Raw genomic sequence first — 16,368 nt, 5'->3', positions numbered from 1 at the left:
TTTTCATAAATAGAATCTGATTCTCTAAAAGTATGTACATATTAGATTTAAAATATAAAACCAAAAATGGATTTTGATACACATGCTTGATATGTATGGTTAAACAACAAAAAAGCTGCCGCCGGCAGCCTTCAATCTTGTCATGATTTGTCTTGATTTGTCTTGTCTTATCTCATCTCAGACAGCCTCGTCGCTTTTACTACGTAGGTCGCAAGCCCAGGAAACATTCGAGCTAGAGCAGGATAAAAGCGGTTGGTTTTTGCAAAGGCAAGATTCTGAATCATTCTGGCTCTTCGAAGCAACGGTGCGAACTCCCGATTCGCTTCGAGTGTATACTCGCTTTGCCATGTGGTATAGTCAATCTCGCCCTTAAGGTATGCATCTGTCCACCGCGCGCACACGATCGAAGAACGAAGAGCAATGGACATCCCGTCTCCGCACAGAGGTGGAATGACCATCATCGTATCCCCAATATGCGGATAATCGGACCACGGTTGCGGGACATTAGACAGTTGCAATGGCGCAACAGACACTTGGGTTCCCTGAATGGCCTCCCCTTCTGCTAAACGAGCCGCCAGATTTGAATTCGTCATCGCGGCTGCCTGCAAAATCTCTGTTACGGACTTGCCGCTCCCCTGTACAGAATCAAGTGTTAACAATGCGGCAACATTAACCGTGTCGTTTTCAATCGGAGATATGCCCATATAACCACCATCACAAAAATATAATTCTACCCTCGCCGGTATGTTAATACCTTTGTAATGAGATTTGACACCGACATATATCGTCTCGTCCCGAACTCCTTCTTCGCTACTTGTTCCTCTCAACTTTTTGCTCCCATATGCCCCGATAACGGCCTTGGCTTGAAAACATCTCCGTTCATTGCCCTGCTTCACCTCGACTTCATAACTCTGATTTTCAAGTTGCCGGATTGAAGCAATATTCACTTTCGTTAAAATTTCGGCCCCGGCGGCATAAGCCTGCTGATGCAGTAGCTGATCCAGCTCATATCGGCTTATTCCATAGGCGAATCCAGGCAAAGGTGCTTCAATCTCACCACCATCCGGCATCGTAATCCGGGCATGATCCATACTGCTGGGGCTCTTCTCCTGATTCAACAGATGAATGCCAAGACGCTCCAGCATCTCCCTCGTTTCAGGTGACATGAACTCCCCACATGTTTTATGTCTGGGAAACTGTTGCCGATCGAGCAACAACGTTCGATGACCTTGCCTGGCCAGTTCGATCGCACAGCTACTGCCCGCAATGCCAGCTCCAACAATGATTACATCGGTTGATTTCATCATGTTACGAGGCCTCCCTTTCGCGGAATCACCACAGAATATCGGAATAACGGTTTCCACTCATAGGTCATTGTCTCATGCTTCAATCGATGTTTGAGTTCCTGCCAATCCCGATCTGTAAATCCCTTGGCTACCGACAACGGTCCGTCATGACGAATATAACGGTTACGCGAGATAAGTCTTGTTGTAATCCATACCGCTTTATAAGACACCGGATGACGGTGAATATCATTGATAACCACACCATATTTCGATGCACGAAGCATATGACGAATCATATCGACAAGTTGTTCTCCTTCAAAATGGTGAATGAACTGTGAGCCTGTCACAATATCGGCTGAATCATCAGGCAACGCTGTTAGATCGGCACGCTGTACTCGAACACGAGGCTCGCTCTGAAACAACTGTCTTGCTTCTTCACAAGCCTCTTCGGTCAGATCCACTAGCGTAATTTGCATATCTATCCCTTGTTTTTTCGCCCAATGCAATAGCTTCAGATTCACATCTCCTGAACCTGCACCAACGTCCAGAAGGGTTAGCTTATCCGGCTTACCTACGGATTTCCATAATTTCTCCACACCGGACACGGTGGGACCAGGAGCAGCAAATATTTTGTTCAACCGCCGTAAATGTCGCAACGCTTCACGCAGTTCTTCGCCACCCATGGAAAAGTCATCCATCAATTCTTCTTCCCTGGCACGACTGCTCAATCTTCTAAAGAAGGACATGATCCTGCTCCTCCATGACCGATGTTAGCGCCGGAACATAAGTGAATTTCATTAATTCTGCAGTAAGTCCAGGACCAAAAGCCATGGCTACGCCTTCTGTGGACAACTGCTCCTGCTTTTTCATATCCATGCGCATCGCTTGAAGTACAAACAAGATCGTATTCGAAGACAAGTTGCCGTAATCTCTCAAAATATCCCGACTGTACTTCGTCTGTTCCGACTTCAAATTCATCACTTCCTGAACAGAATCTACGATTCCTCGTCCGCCCGGATGTATTGCCCATAGTTCGGGGAGCTGTTCACTTTGCAGCAAAAGACTCAGTTCTTCTTGCAAATGATTGCCAAGTAACTTCGGAATACGGGGCGACAAATGCAAATCATATCCGTAATCGGCCACTTTCCAGGTCATGTCCTCCGTCGAATCGGGTAGCAACACCGAATAGCCGGTTCCCAGACTCAGGTAGTCTCTATGCCGCGCCTCTGGCGTACCCACAATGGATGCAGAAGCGGCATCTCCAAAGAACGACGCAGCAAACAGTGCCTCCCGATCTTGCACCGGCTGGAAATGAAGTGTACATAATTCAACGCAAACGATCAGCACTTGTGAACCTGGGGCACCCTGCACGACGTCACGAGCCATCTGAACTGCTTTTAACCCTGCTGCGCAGCCCTGAAAAATGAGTGGTAATCGGTTGACTCGAGCAGAAAGTCCAAAGTGTTGGATCAATTGCACATCAAGTCCTGGCAGATACTGCCCGGTGCAGCTCACCGTAATGATGTGAGTTATCGCTTCGGGAGAGATCTGCGCGTCTTGCATTGCTTCTTCCGCGGCATTAATCGCCAGAGGGAGTGCCTCCCGCTGGTATGTATCCATGCGTTCCCGTGTGGTTGGAATATCCGGCTGTGTACCAGAAGGGATATAACCGCATTCTTCCAATGTTCCAAGATAACTCGGTTCCACGGTATACCGTGTCTCTACACCACAGGATTTGAAAATACGCTTGGCAAACCTCGCCAAATCCGGTCGATCAACCAGTGAAGAAGCGATAAGCTCCGCAATGTCCGGCTGAGCTACCTTGTGTACGGGGAGCGCCGTTCCCATGCCAAGAATGGCGATATCACTCGAATGGTTATTTGGATTCATATGAACCTCCTGATTTTGGCTATAATTACCTTCAATTAACACCTCTTACCCTTTATGAAAAAGTTGTAATCCCAAAATGATATTGATCCATATAAAATTATTGCGAAGATGTATTGAAGCCGCAACATGACTTCACTGTTTCCAGGCGACGAGTTTTCTGCCCGGATTATATATTTTATTAAGATGATGACATACTCAGAAGCCCCGTTTGACGAACTACAACAATTCATAGAAAAAAACACCTCCTAAGGATAAATCCTTCCGCTACTTACAGGCGGATTTCATCCTTAAAAGGCGTTATTCGATTAATCAACGATTCTTAATTCTTTCCAATCTTCAGAAGCTTGCGAATTGGATTCGACCAGCAATTTTAACGATACCCCGGTCAGGATTTCTCTCAAAGGATAATAGATCCGATTCTTCCACTCGATTTGTTTAGCCGGATTTAGAGTGAAGGACTTGCCTTGATATTTTACGATGATCTGATCCTTACTGCGATTTACAGTGCCATCAATTAACTTTACCAATTCGTCTACAGGAGTGTAGATGGTAGAATCCATCGCTCTGAATGTTCCTTGACCCTGGAATTGCATATATTCCCCGTTGTATTTAACCGGCACAGGATCATTAATCGTTAAATAATTGGCCAGGTCAAATGTAAACAAGTACTCGCTCTGACTTGAAACGTTAATGACATTTCCGCTTCTGGAAGGTGTCATCAGATTAGAGCCAATGACTCGTAAAGCACCTTTATTCAGCAGTCCCGATTGCATAATGTGATCCGTATTATTGTTATCCACCCAACCCAGTCCGAAGTCAATCGCAGAAGATCGTCCTGTCGTATTAATGGGAATCGTTTGGATTAGTTTCGCGGATGAGGTGTCAAATATACGGTATTCTTCCTTTCCAGGAACGCGACGGCCATTCTCCGTATAGTTCACCCAGAGTACAACATATTTCCCGTTAGGACTAAACTGCGCAACACCGAATGTGTATTTCGCTTTGGATGTGTTAGACTCGAGAAGCGTATGCGCCTTACCGTTTATGATCAGTTCATGTTTGAACATTCTTTTTTGGCTTGTTTGTTTATACATTGTAGATGAAGTTAACATTTTCTTGTAGACGTAGTCATACGTGTCTTTTTTCCTATATGAGCCTAGTCTGCGCTCGCTCCCATCTGGTCTGATCTCGTAAGAATATTCACCTGGATTGTCCACATAACCCCGACCCGAAACGTAATATTTCCCTGGCGTAACATATAACGAACCTTTCGTTGGTTCTGGATCGAAGTCATTATGAAATAACAAATTTGTCACATAAAGACTCGTGTGTTGGGAAGGTTTTTCTTTAGTTCTATGTATTAACTTATTCGTTGATAATGAATATACGAGATACTCACGTGGTCCTTTTTCGACAACATACATGTTCGCATCGGGATAAATTTCATCCATTGTACCTGTAGACTTACTTACATTTCCGATTAAAGTCACCTTGTTGGAGCGACTATCATACTTCAAAATTTGCTGGTTAGATGCCGTGTTTAATGTACTGTACCTGATCCAAGGGTTCTTTGTATTCGATCCATATGCTTCTGTAAAAGAATAGTCCTCTGATGTGTCTATAAAATCAATTACCGTATCTTCTTGACGAAACAGACCTGTGGAATAATCTACAATCGTCTTTCGAATAAAAGGCTGTTTTGTTTCGTTTTGCTTGTAAGTATGATACATCCATTGAAAATATATCTTTTGCTTTACTCCAGCTCCTCCCTCACTAGCCATAGCTACTTTCCCCGGAAAAGTACAACTTAACAAAAATATCATAATTAAAAATAATGCTGTAAAATGACGTTTTCTCATCCTAATCTCCTATCTTAAATGTAATGAATGGACTTTCAGGACTATTATAAATCTGAGAGAGATTAGCCCACAAGGATTATAAATCCATTTCTTTTGAATTTTGATGGTCACACGAAGGAAACTTCTTCTCACACACAAAAAGCCGCCCATAGGCGGCTTCAACGTCATCGTTATATATCAAACTTCTGCGCGGCTAAAAACGTCCCTCAACTTGTCACTCATCAAATACCAAGCATCTTCAGCCATTTCAATATCGCCATGATGTGTAAAACCGTGCACTGCCCCTGCGTACTCTTTGTGGGTCACCTTTACACCGTCTGCTTCCAGCTTCGCGGCATATACACGAGCTTCTTCAGCTAGAGAATCTCTCTCCGCAGTAATAATCAGAGCCTCAGGCAAATCAGAGAGTGATTCGGCAAGCACCGGAGAAGCTAAGGGGTTCGAGGCATCCTCTGGTTTTGACAAATACATTGCATTAAACGTTCTAGCCACATGGGCTGGGATAGCTTCCGGAAAGTCAGGTTTCTCCCCGGGTTCTGTAGCCACATCCAGCACAGCATAATCAATAATTTGGAGTAAAATTGGGAATTCATCCCCACGTTCCCTATTCAGCAAACATACCGATGCTGCCAGATTGCCTCCAGCACTATGACCGCCGATAGCAAACATAGCTGCATTAGCGGAGAACTGATCTGCATTGGAATGCATCCATTTCACGACGTCGTAGCACTCATAGACAGCCGTGGGAAATTTGTGCTCAGGTGCTAACTTATAATCAATGTTAACGACGAGACATGCTGCACGATCTGCAATCAAACGACACCAAGGGTCGTCCCCGTCGGCCTGACCCAGCACAAACCCGCCTCCATGCATGTTAAAAAACACGGGCCAAGTCAACGCTTCTTCGTTTTTCTTTTTTGGATTCGGCACATACACCAACACCCGGGTTTCTCCGGCGGAGGTAGGAATCGTGTATTCTTTTACAGTAACATCATATGTAAGACTTGGTTGGAGACTCTGATCATTTCCCGAGCTATGCTGACGCATTTGTTGAACCATGGCAATCTGCTGCTGTTGATCCATTCACATCCACTCCTTCATCATCTTTGTGTTTACCGAAAACTGCTACAATCACATCTGGCTTCATTCAATCTATTCGCTGAGTGTCTCCTGAATCCTCTTTGGAAGCTTCTGCACAATCAAGTCATAAGAGTGATCAATCATGGCATAAACGTCCTCGTTCGATAAGGAACCATCCAGTATGACGGAATTCCAATGCTTTTTATTCATATGGTAGCCGGGAATAACAGCTTTATGCTGCTCTCTCAGGTTCTCCGCAATAATCGGATCACATTTCAGATTCAAACGGCTATTCTCTCCATTGCCTTCAAACAGAAGTGCAAACATTTTGTCTGCTACCTTAATCACTGCCGTTTCAGGACCGAATGGAAATTCCTTTACAGCCCCTTTTTTGCCAAGACAATAATCCATAATGCTATCCGTCACAATACTTCCTCCTCTAAACTGAACTCGTTTATCTTCCATTTTAATCGAAGCCTTACACAAAGAAAACCTCCTCCGATAGATCGGAGAAGGCTTCGTTCCTTGTATGTTAATTAACCTTATCGTTGCGCGTTTTGCTACGGCGCTGCTGGCTCTGATAGGTAGAACGGCTACCTGTTTGGCTATGATCTGCTTTACGCACTTTCTCAGATGACGGTGTACCCTTAACTTTGGCTTGAGGATTGTCGCTACGTCCGGAACGCGATCCATTCGAGCTACGCTCTTCGCTTCTACCGCCGGATGTTGCTTTATCCCGTTTGGTAAACCATTCGGACCTAGGCTTACGCGCCGGATTGGCCTTGGATTTCGCCGGTTTATCCGCAGTAGCGCGATTAAATCCTGATCTACTGTCAGCTGTTCTGGAACTTTGTTTTGTCCGTTTACCTTGATTCGTTTGATTCATTGGGGCAAACACAGGCGTATTGGTCATCGGGTAAGGATGGTCCTTCACTTCGGGAATCGATTTTTTAATGACTTTCTCGATATCCTTCAGGAAAGGAAGCTCATCCTTCTCACAGAACGAGATCGCCATCCCGCTTTTCCCGGCTCGGCCTGTCCGACCAATACGATGGACATACGTCTCAGGAATGTTCGGCAGATTGAAGTTGATGACATGAGTCAACTCCTCCACATCGATACCTCTCGCTGCAATATCGGTTGCAACCAGCACACGAGTTACACCGCTTTTAAAATTGTTCAGCGCCCGTTGGCGTTCGTTCTGTGACTTGTTGCCGTGAATCGCCTGCGCCGTTACATTAATTTTGGCCAAATCTCGCGTAACCCGATCAGCACCGCGTTTTGTACGAGTAAACACCAGTGCAGTAGCAATAGATTTATCTTGCAAAATATGATTTAACATGTTCTGCTTATTGCCCTTCTCCAGCAAATATATAGACTGTTGAATACGATCCACCGTTGATGATACCGGAGTAATCTCCACTTTCACGGGGTTCACCAACAGTGTTTGCACCATCTTCACAATTTCTGGCGGCATGGTAGCCGAGAAGAACAAAGTCTGTTTCTTGTTCGGCATCTTGGCAATGATGCGTTTCACATCGTGGATAAAACCCATATCGAGCATGCGGTCCGCTTCATCCAGGACAAGAATTTCCACTTTGCTCAGATCTATCTGCTTCTGATTCACCAGATCCATCAAGCGTCCAGGTGTAGCAATGATAATATCTGCTCCCTGATGCAGTGCGCGCTCCTGTACTCTTTGAGATACGCCGCCTACAATCGCCACGGAGCGAATGTCCGTGTATCTGCTGTACATTTTAATATTATCGGATATTTGAATGGCAAGCTCCCTTGTCGGGGACAAGATCAGTGAGCGAATAGCACGGACGGATTTTGCTTTTGGGTCTGACTGTTTACCGGGAGTCGCTTGTTTCTGCTTGCTACCTTGGCTCAACAACTGGATAATAGGCACCGAAAATGCTGCTGTCTTACCTGTTCCCGTCTGCGCACAGCCAAGTAAATCTCTGCCCGCAAGCACGGCAGGTATGGATTGCTCCTGAATCGGAGTGGGTTTACTGTAATTTGCTTTTTTCAATCCTTCCAAAATCGGAGGCATAATGTTTAATTCCTGAAATGTCATGTTATCTCCTTCATCTACGCACATCTCTACATAAAACGAATCTTTATGTCACACGTAACGGTTAAGGATAACACTAAATCACGATTCTGTATATCTTTTTGAACGTTATTTGATGATCAGTCCCATTAATCCGGCAAACGTTGCTGCTTGATGCGGTGCGATCGCACACCCGGCCAGATCCTCCAGCGTAAGAACAAGAGCATCAAATTCGCTATCACTGAGGTCCAATCCTTTCATAGATGTTCCGGTAAACGTCACCTGATCCAGCCTACATGTACCGAATGCAATCTTTTGTAATTTCAGATAGGCAAAATCCGCACCGATCAAGCTACATCCGAGGTACTCCACCTGTTTAAGATGGGAAAAACGAAAATTGCTATAGTCGCATATACTCTCCACAATGCTAACGTTTTGCCACCTGCTACCGGAAAAGTCCGTTCCGACCAGTTTGCAATTGGCCCACTCCGTACGATGCATAAACGTATTTTGCAGATTCACATTGGACAAGTCGCAGTGCTCGAACCGCACATCCGTAAACTCACAATGTTCAAGTGATGACTCCAGAATGGTTACATGCCGGAACACCACGTTCTCGAATGATGCTTTGCTCACCTCCAGCATGTCCAGTGTCATATGTTCAAACAGTCTGTCCTTGTACTCTGTTTTCGAATCCAACGTATAGATCGGTTTAGATTCAAGCAATTGCAAGGTCAGCTTGGGTTTCTCTATTTTCATGCGAGCCTCCTTTGATGAGTCGGAAAATAGCAGCCTGGCTATTGTATTCTTAATGGTTAACCTTTTACAGCCACAACCCGCATTCTGGCAATATCCAGATTCCACTGCCCTTCACGATAAAGCTGCGGTTCTACTTTCTTTTCGACAACCTCCATCATTATCTCCTGCTCCTCTGCATCTATATCATGGAAGAGATACGAAGCAAAGCTACTCAGCCATTGACGGACCCCCTGTTTCAGCGGCCTCATCGTGTCGGCATGTTGTATGAATAACACTCGGAATCCATATTGCTCCAGCAAGCTTGAAAACTCACCTACGGTTGGATGATACCACGGATTACGTCCTTCCCAAGTGTATCCTCGTGTGAGCAACTCCTCCTGAACCGCATGAAGAAGGATCGCCGTATTACCGCTACCTGCAAACTCAGTAACAAAGCGCCCTCCCTGCTTTAACGCCAATTGCACGGTTCTCAAGGCAGCTGGAGCGTCAGCCATCCAATGAAATGCAGCATGAGAAAATACGGCGTCATAAGGTTCCTTCGTCCGATAATAAGCAGCATCTGCCGTCTTAAAATCAAGTTCCGGATATTTTTCCAAAGCTTGCGCAATGCTTTCTTTCGAAAAATCAATTCCGGTGGTGATCGCTCCGGTTGCCGCAATTTTAGCCGTCAGCATGCCATTCCCACATCCCAAATCCAGAATCCGTTCTCCGGGGGATGGCTGTAACATCGTTAGGATAGGCATAGACTGTATGGGAAGCTTAGTTTGAAGGTCTTGGATCGCTGGAGTCGTTTCATTTATTAAAAAAGTAGATGAATTCTTACCCAATGAACTGTTTGTTGGAAAGGATTGTTTTTCTTCAGGTTGCATAACTTCTCTCCTTCACATTAGAGACATAATATGTCTATAATACCTTAAATTATTCGGAGAAAGATGTCAATCTAACCTCACCACTAAGGTCTAACCACTAAAATTTAGCAATCACAGTCTAACAACGGAGGTCTAATGTTTCTAACCCCTGCCAAACTAACCCGTAATAAACTCACATCTAGTAAACTAATTTCTAATACTAATTTCTAATAATCTGTCTTCTAATAAAATAAATTACCACTACCAATATTTAGCTTGCACAAAAATCCGGATTGCATCATTTTCATATAAAATACAAAGAAGTGCCTTACAGGTTACATCTCACCTGCAAGACACCCCAAATTCTATTCTAGGCACATTTCATCCCTATAATTAGTTCTCTATCCTTGGATAATTGTATGAGGGCACTAATTTATGAAAACAGTAGGTCACTCCTGACCCGTTATAAATTTCTAACGATCACCAGAAACGCTATTCGGCTCAATTCAGGCAATGCTAAATTCTAACGATCACCAGGAAGCTTATTTTGTAATAAATCAGCATTTTATCCTGAAAAAGCGCGATTCTTAGTCGAATAACGTCTGTGGTGATCGTTAGAAAAATTCACTCGCTAAAACGCCCCAAATAAGCTCTGTCATGATCGTTAGCGTTTGACCCTTCACTCAACTCTCTTGCTGAAGTTTTAATAAAGGTGCTCTACTTCAGTGGCAGCATGCTTGATTCGGATAGCCCACTTCATTCTTCTGTTATTTGCGCATTCAATCACACCAATTCAGTTACACCATTACCGTAGTCTCTAACACCGCAACCGTTTCAGTCGATTCAGCTTGACCTTTGTCTTTCTGCAACAGTGATGCAATATCATGCGTTAGTGCTTCTACGTTTTCTGGGCGAGTGGCCCAACTGGTACAGAAGCGAACTGCACTGCGGGAATGGTCAACCTTTTCCCAAAATGTAAATGTGTAGTCTTCGCTCAATTGTGCCAGCAAGGAATCCGGCAGAATCGGGAACTGCTGATTCGTTGGAGAATCATACAAGAACTCCACACCATGTTGTTTAAGGGTATCATGGATTTTCAAAGCCATATCTACGGCATGACGGGAAATTTCCAGATACAGACCATCTTCAAACAACGTTTCAAACTGGATACCGAGCAATCTGCCCTTCGCCAGCAATCCACCTTTTTGCTTGATAATATAACGAAAATCGCGTTTCAACGCATCATTGAGAATAACAACCGCCTCACCCATCAATGCACCGATTTTGGTTCCGCCAATATAGAATACATCACAAAGTCGAGCAAGATCGGTCATCGTCATATCACAATCTTTGGATGCAAGAGCGTAACCGAGTCGTGCCCCATCCACAAAAAATGGCAGACCACACGCCTTGCTTACCGCATACAGCGCTTCAAGTTCAGCTTTGCTATACATGGTGCCATACTCAGTCGGTTGGGATATGTATACCATGCCCGGTTGAACACTGTGCTCTGGAGATGATTCCTGTGCATGTGCATCATAGACCGCTTTCACTTGCGCAGCCGTAATTTTTCCATCCAGACTCGGAACCGTCAGCACCTTGTGTCCAGTCGCTTCGATTGCACCTGTCTCATGAACAGCAATATGGCCAGACACCGCAGCTATGACGCCTTGATGTGGGCGAAGAATAGATGCAATCACCGTTGTGTTGGTTTGCGTACCTCCGACGAGAAAATGTACATCGGCCTCTTCGTGACCGCAGGCCTTCCGAATCAGCATACGCGCTCGTTCACAATGATCATCTGTGCCATAACCACTCGTTTGCTCCATATTCGTTTCCATTAATCGCTGCAAAATGCGTTCGTGCGCACCTTCGTTATAATCACATTCAAATCGTATCATCGTGCTCTCTCTCCTGCCTTCTTGTTCAGCTTCTCTTGGATGTTCATCATAGAGGCATAGACCTCTTGAATCTCTTCTTCATTCAGGTTTTGCATTAATTTCATAATCTGCTGGTCGGATCGGTCATTCAGCTCATTAAACAACACTTGCCCTTTTTCCGTCAGGCGAATGAGGCTAGCCCGGCTATCCTCTGTGGAATCCACCTTAACGAGCACTCCTTCCTTTGTCAGCTTGTTCACGATGCGGCTCATATAACTGCGATCAATGGTAAGTGTATCGACCAGGCTGTTCGCAATGCTTTCCCCGCGCATGCCAATCTCAATAATGACCCGGACTTCGGCAAAAGAATATCCCGTCCCGAGAATATGCTTATCAAGCACCCCGAGAATATTGGTATAAAAACGGTTAAACCGCCGCATGTCTGCGAGAACTTCCGGTTGAATATGTTGAGAGTTCATTATGAAACCTCCCTTTTAGTGGACATTGTCAACATTATATTAATCAGGATTGTGGACACTGTCAACATTATTCTTCCAGTTCAACAACTCCAGACATCGCACATCATATCTAAAGGACAAAAAAAGCCGCGCAAGGCGCGGCAGCTTTAATGAATTTTAAAAAATTTGGTAAAATCCCATCCTACGAGTGATTATGTTGTACTTGATGCAGGCGGCTGTAAATGCCTCCGGCAGCAACCAGCTCTTCATGATTTCCTTGTTCGGCAATCCCATCGGTGTTGACCACGATAATGCGGTCTGCATTTTTGATCGTGGTAAGTCGGTGAGCAATCACCAATGTTGTTCTGCCTACCGACAATTCGGCGAGAGATTGCTGAATGAGTGCTTCCGTTTCCGTATCCAGGGCAGATGTCGCTTCATCCAAAATTAGAATGGGCGGATTTTTCAGGAACATACGGGCAATGGATAACCGCTGTTTTTGCCCACCGGACAGCTTGACCCCACGTTCTCCGATAATCGTGTCCATGCCGTCCGGCAAGCTCAAAATTAATTCTTCCAGTGAAGCACGGCGCGCCGCCTCCCAGATCTGATCCTCGGTTGCCATAAGGTCACCGTATGCAATATTTTCTTTAATCGTACCCGAGAACAGGAATACATCCTGCTGTACGATTCCGATCTGTTTACGTAGAGATTGCAGCTTAATATCTCGAATATCCATACCATCCACCGTAATTCGGCCTTCTTCTACCTCATAAAAGCGTGGAAGCAAGCTGCAGATCGTCGTTTTCCCCGCACCTGAAGGCCCGACAAAAGCGACGGTTTCACCCGGATGAATCGACAGGCTAATCTGATTCAAGATGCGCCGGCTGGATTCGTAACCAAACGATACATTTTCAAAACGGATATCCCCCTTCACCTCACGCAACTCAACCGCTTCTTTGCGATCTGCGATTTCAGGCTCGGTGTCAATGATCTCCAGATAACGTTTGAACCCCGCGATCCCCTTCGGGTAACTCTCAATCACGGCATTAATCTTCTCGATCGGGCGGAAGAATATATTCGACAAAAGCAGGAATGCCATGAAATCACCCATGTTGATTCGGCCATCGATGTAAAACCACGCTCCGCTGATCATGACAAACACGGTCACCAGACGCATCATCATATAACTGACCGAGATGCTTTTCGCCATCGTTTTATACGCGAGCAGTTTCGTTAGACGGAAATTGGCATTATCTACAGCAAACAGCTTTTTCTCATGCTCTTCATTGGCAAAAGACTGAACGACACGCATGCCGCCTACGTTGTCTTCAATACGTGCATTGAAGTTACCAACGTCACCGAATAGTCTCCGGTACGTTTTAGTCATTCGCCCCCCGAATACAATGATCACCCACGCCATAATCGGAATGATGATAAATGTCAGCAAAGCCAGCTCCAGATTGATATTGGCCATCAGCCAGAATGAACCAATCAGTGTCATCACGGCGATAAATACATCTTCTGGTCCGTGGTGAGCCACTTCGCCAATATCGTTGAGGTCATTCGTAAGATGACCGATCAAATGCCCTGTTTTGCGATTATCAAAGAACCGGAACGAAAGCTTCTGCAGGTGGGCGAACATTTTCTCCCGCATATTCGTTTCGATGTTGATGCCCAGCATATGCCCCCAGTATGTAACAACATAATTCAGTACCGTATTGAGTGCATAGATCGATAACAACACGATACACGCCAATAAAATCAGCGGCCAGTCTTGGCCAGGCAGCAGTTCATTGATAAATTTACTAACGGCAAGAGGGAATGCCAGCTCCAGCAACCCCGCAAATACAGCGCACCCAAAATCGATCAAAAACAGTTTTTTATACGGTCGGTAATACGAAAAAAAACGACGAAGCATTTCGATTCACACTCACTCTCCACATTCATATTCGGTTATACAGTGTATATCATTCTATACAGTCTACCAAAACATGTAAACCTATTCTCGTTGATCTATAGCTAAAAAGCCTTCTCCATATCATAGAGAAGACTTTTTGCATGTTCATTCTGCAAATACGTGCATATACGCTGTCTATTTTTTCAATGAAACTTCAAATCGAGCACCTGCCTCACCCGCAAACACAATACGCCCGTTTTCGGGTAAGACTACCTCATTCTTGCCACTAATTACCGTGTGATTAATACAGATACCTGTCTTATCATATACAGCAAAGGCGCCATTTACAGGCATTTTCACTGTCATAACTTTACCTTCGGCAGCTGCAGGCACGGAGAACCATCTGTTATAACCTTCCGGCTGAATCGTTATCTTGGATTGCTTGCCTGAATAAAGTGCTTGGACAATCTTTTCACTGGCGTATTCATAGCCTGTAAAATGAATATACTCTACACCATTTTTTCTGGAAAAGTAGATATCCCTCGCATCCCTGCCAGCCATGCCGGGAATCTGGAGTTGGTTCACTGCATGGTCGGCTCCAACCATTTTGTGGTTGATCATATACCCGGGAACGACATTCACTGTATCGAATGGAATGATAGACGAAGCATGGAGGTACGCCGTGGAAGTATATTTTTCATTCATCAAGTAATACCTCTGCCCATCACGCTGATCCCATGCCGCCTGAATATCCTTAGGCAATTCATTGTTTTCCAGCTTTTGTGCCATATATTCCGAGAAAGCAAGTTGCCCTAGTCCAGGTACAGACAGATAGGATCGAGACCACAAGTAGACATGACCGTTTGACTCTTCAACAAATTTCAATTTTTTTGTGCCTTCTTTATTCACAAACGTTCCATCCGACGTATAAATGTATTGATCCGAAGGACTATTCGGAACCATTTGGGGAGTAACCAACAGTTCTCCGGTAGCGTTTACATCCACCTTCATAACCGAGTTATTACCTCCATAGTTTCCTGCATACTTAGACATCTCTTTCGGTATATCCGCCTTTACAGGTAAGCCAAACGATTTCTCAGGCTTGCGTTCTTGAATGATACCTTTGGTCTCGAGTGCGCTAAGTAACAGTTCGCTCGCTATCAATTGATCGAGTGCGCTCGAACCACCTGAAGAAGTAACGGCTGCAGCCAGATTATGCTCTGGAAGTACGACCAAAGATGAATGATACGATACGGTATCGCCACCTTTCGTGATCGCCTTAATACCGTAATCACTGAAAGGGAACAAGTTTACACTATCCCACCCTAATCCGTAAGATATAGAAGAATCACTCTCTTCTGGCCACATGCCTCGTTGGTACTCCTTTTGCTCCATAGCTTTTACCGACTTGTTGGAAAGAATACCTTCAACCTCACCTGTGAAGATTTGTGAAAATTTAACAAGATCCTTAGCAGTGGAATATATGCCTCCAGTAGCGATAATATTATAATTCTCTTGCGGAAGCTGACCTTTATATAGCGGTGAATAGATTCCCGCCATGTTTGCCGGGTTAATCACATCCTGTGGTGTTTTCGTATGTTCCATTTTCAAAGGCTCTGTAAAGTGTTTGTGTATATATGCCGTAAAACTCAAACCACTGACTCGCTCAACCAGAATTTCAGCTAATGTAAATGCATCATTCGAATAAACCGAAAAAGCACCTGGTTCTGCTTTTAGATTCTGCGTTGCAAGCTGATCCAAGAACGTATCATGGGAGAGCGTATCATTATCCCCGTACAATGTTGCATTGTGACTTGAAGTGCCAAGAAGACCTGCCGAGTGATTCAGCAGCATACGTGGTGTAATCTGTTTATAGCGTTGATCTTTCATCTTAAATTCTGGAATAAAACTCGTCACCGGTTGATCCAGATTGACCTTGCCTTCATCAACAAGCTTCATCACAGATGCTGTAAGAAACATTTTACTAGTCGACCCTATGCCATAGATAGTATCGGATGTGAGTGGAACTTTCGCCTTCAGGTCATTTTTGCCTGTCTGCCCGGAGACAACAATCTCTCCTTGATCCATAAGTGCATATTGCACGCTGGTTACCCCGTATGTTTCAGTAAGTAGGCTAGCCTTCTCCATCACTGTTTTCTTGGTCGTTCCGTACATGAGGTCATTGCTTTTAGTAACAGATGGTGCAGCCATAACAGTCCATGGTGTTAACAACATTATCACCAGACTCAACGCAGCAATTGAAGTCCGTCTCTTGACATTTTTTTTGATCATGCCATTGTTGATATTCTTTATATCTTGGGTTATCATTCACATCTCCTCCTGATGTGTGAT

13 protein-coding genes are annotated in these 16,368 nt (G+C 44.7%); all 13 read right to left on the bottom strand.

All coding sequences use genetic code 11. The features are described 5' to 3' along the window. Window positions 1–167: 167 nt before the first annotated feature. Window positions 168–1,307 carry an NAD(P)/FAD-dependent oxidoreductase gene (locus tag Q9R46_RS08965; RefSeq protein ID WP_311279742.1) on the bottom strand — a complete coding sequence of 380 codons (1,140 nt, stop codon included), beginning with the start codon at window positions 1,305–1,307 and terminating at the stop codon, window positions 168–170. Further along, on the bottom strand, window positions 1,304–2,032 hold the full coding sequence (locus tag Q9R46_RS08960; RefSeq protein WP_311279741.1) for an SAM-dependent methyltransferase: 729 nt from the start codon (window positions 2,030–2,032) through the stop codon (window positions 1,304–1,306). The genes Q9R46_RS08965 and Q9R46_RS08960 overlap by 4 nt, the downstream gene beginning before the upstream one ends. Beyond that, complete coding sequence (locus tag Q9R46_RS08955; RefSeq protein WP_311279740.1) at window positions 2,019–3,176, bottom strand: type III polyketide synthase; 1,158 nt, start codon at window positions 3,174–3,176, stop codon at window positions 2,019–2,021. The genes Q9R46_RS08960 and Q9R46_RS08955 overlap by 14 nt, the downstream gene beginning before the upstream one ends. Before the next feature lie 305 nt (window positions 3,177–3,481). Further along, a complete protein-coding gene (locus tag Q9R46_RS08950; RefSeq protein ID WP_311279739.1) occupies window positions 3,482–5,035 on the bottom strand; it encodes a hypothetical protein in 1,554 nt (517 codons plus the stop codon). A 177-nt stretch (window positions 5,036–5,212) separates the two neighbouring features. Next, the gene (locus tag Q9R46_RS08945) at window positions 5,213–6,118 is read right to left on the bottom strand and encodes an alpha/beta hydrolase (RefSeq protein WP_311279738.1); all 906 of its coding nucleotides are present in this window, start codon (window positions 6,116–6,118) and stop codon (window positions 5,213–5,215) included. A gap of 69 nt (window positions 6,119–6,187) precedes the next feature. Further along, window positions 6,188–6,541 (bottom strand): MmcQ/YjbR family DNA-binding protein, encoded by a 354-nt coding sequence (locus tag Q9R46_RS08940; RefSeq protein ID WP_311279737.1) that lies wholly within the window; start codon window positions 6,539–6,541, stop codon window positions 6,188–6,190. Between the two features lie 106 nt (window positions 6,542–6,647). Then, window positions 6,648–8,195: a DEAD/DEAH box helicase gene (locus Q9R46_RS08935; RefSeq protein ID WP_311279736.1), complete on the bottom strand. Its 1,548-nt coding sequence runs from the start codon at window positions 8,193–8,195 to the stop codon at window positions 6,648–6,650. A gap of 105 nt (window positions 8,196–8,300) precedes the next feature. After that, window positions 8,301–8,930, bottom strand: coding sequence for a pentapeptide repeat-containing protein (locus tag Q9R46_RS08930; RefSeq protein WP_311279735.1), 630 nt, complete (start codon window positions 8,928–8,930; stop codon window positions 8,301–8,303). 56 nt (window positions 8,931–8,986) lie between these two features. After that, complete coding sequence (locus Q9R46_RS08925) at window positions 8,987–9,799, bottom strand: methyltransferase domain-containing protein (RefSeq protein ID WP_311279734.1); 813 nt, start codon at window positions 9,797–9,799, stop codon at window positions 8,987–8,989. 776 nt (window positions 9,800–10,575) lie between these two features. After that, a complete protein-coding gene (locus Q9R46_RS08920) occupies window positions 10,576–11,679 on the bottom strand; it encodes a threonine aldolase family protein (protein WP_311279733.1) in 1,104 nt (367 codons plus the stop codon). Next, window positions 11,676–12,137 carry a MarR family winged helix-turn-helix transcriptional regulator gene (locus tag Q9R46_RS08915; RefSeq protein ID WP_311279732.1) on the bottom strand — a complete coding sequence of 154 codons (462 nt, stop codon included), beginning with the start codon at window positions 12,135–12,137 and terminating at the stop codon, window positions 11,676–11,678. Before Q9R46_RS08915 ends, Q9R46_RS08920 begins: the two co-directional genes overlap by 4 nt. 181 nt (window positions 12,138–12,318) lie before the next feature. Next, entirely contained in the window at window positions 12,319–14,037 is a 1,719-nt protein-coding gene (locus tag Q9R46_RS08910; protein WP_311279731.1) for an ABC transporter ATP-binding protein, read from the bottom strand. A 174-nt stretch (window positions 14,038–14,211) separates the two neighbouring features. Continuing rightward, on the bottom strand, window positions 14,212–16,344 hold the full coding sequence (locus tag Q9R46_RS08905; RefSeq protein ID WP_311279730.1) for a serine hydrolase domain-containing protein: 2,133 nt from the start codon (window positions 16,342–16,344) through the stop codon (window positions 14,212–14,214). Window positions 16,345–16,368: the final 24 nt, after the last annotated feature.

This window comes from Paenibacillus sp. RRE4 (assembly GCF_031844205.1).
In the GTDB taxonomy this organism is placed as follows: domain Bacteria; phylum Bacillota; class Bacilli; order Paenibacillales; family Paenibacillaceae; genus Paenibacillus; species Paenibacillus xylanexedens_B.
The sequence above is the reverse complement of the archived record's forward strand: the minus strand, read 5'-3'. Positions and strand labels throughout refer to the sequence as shown.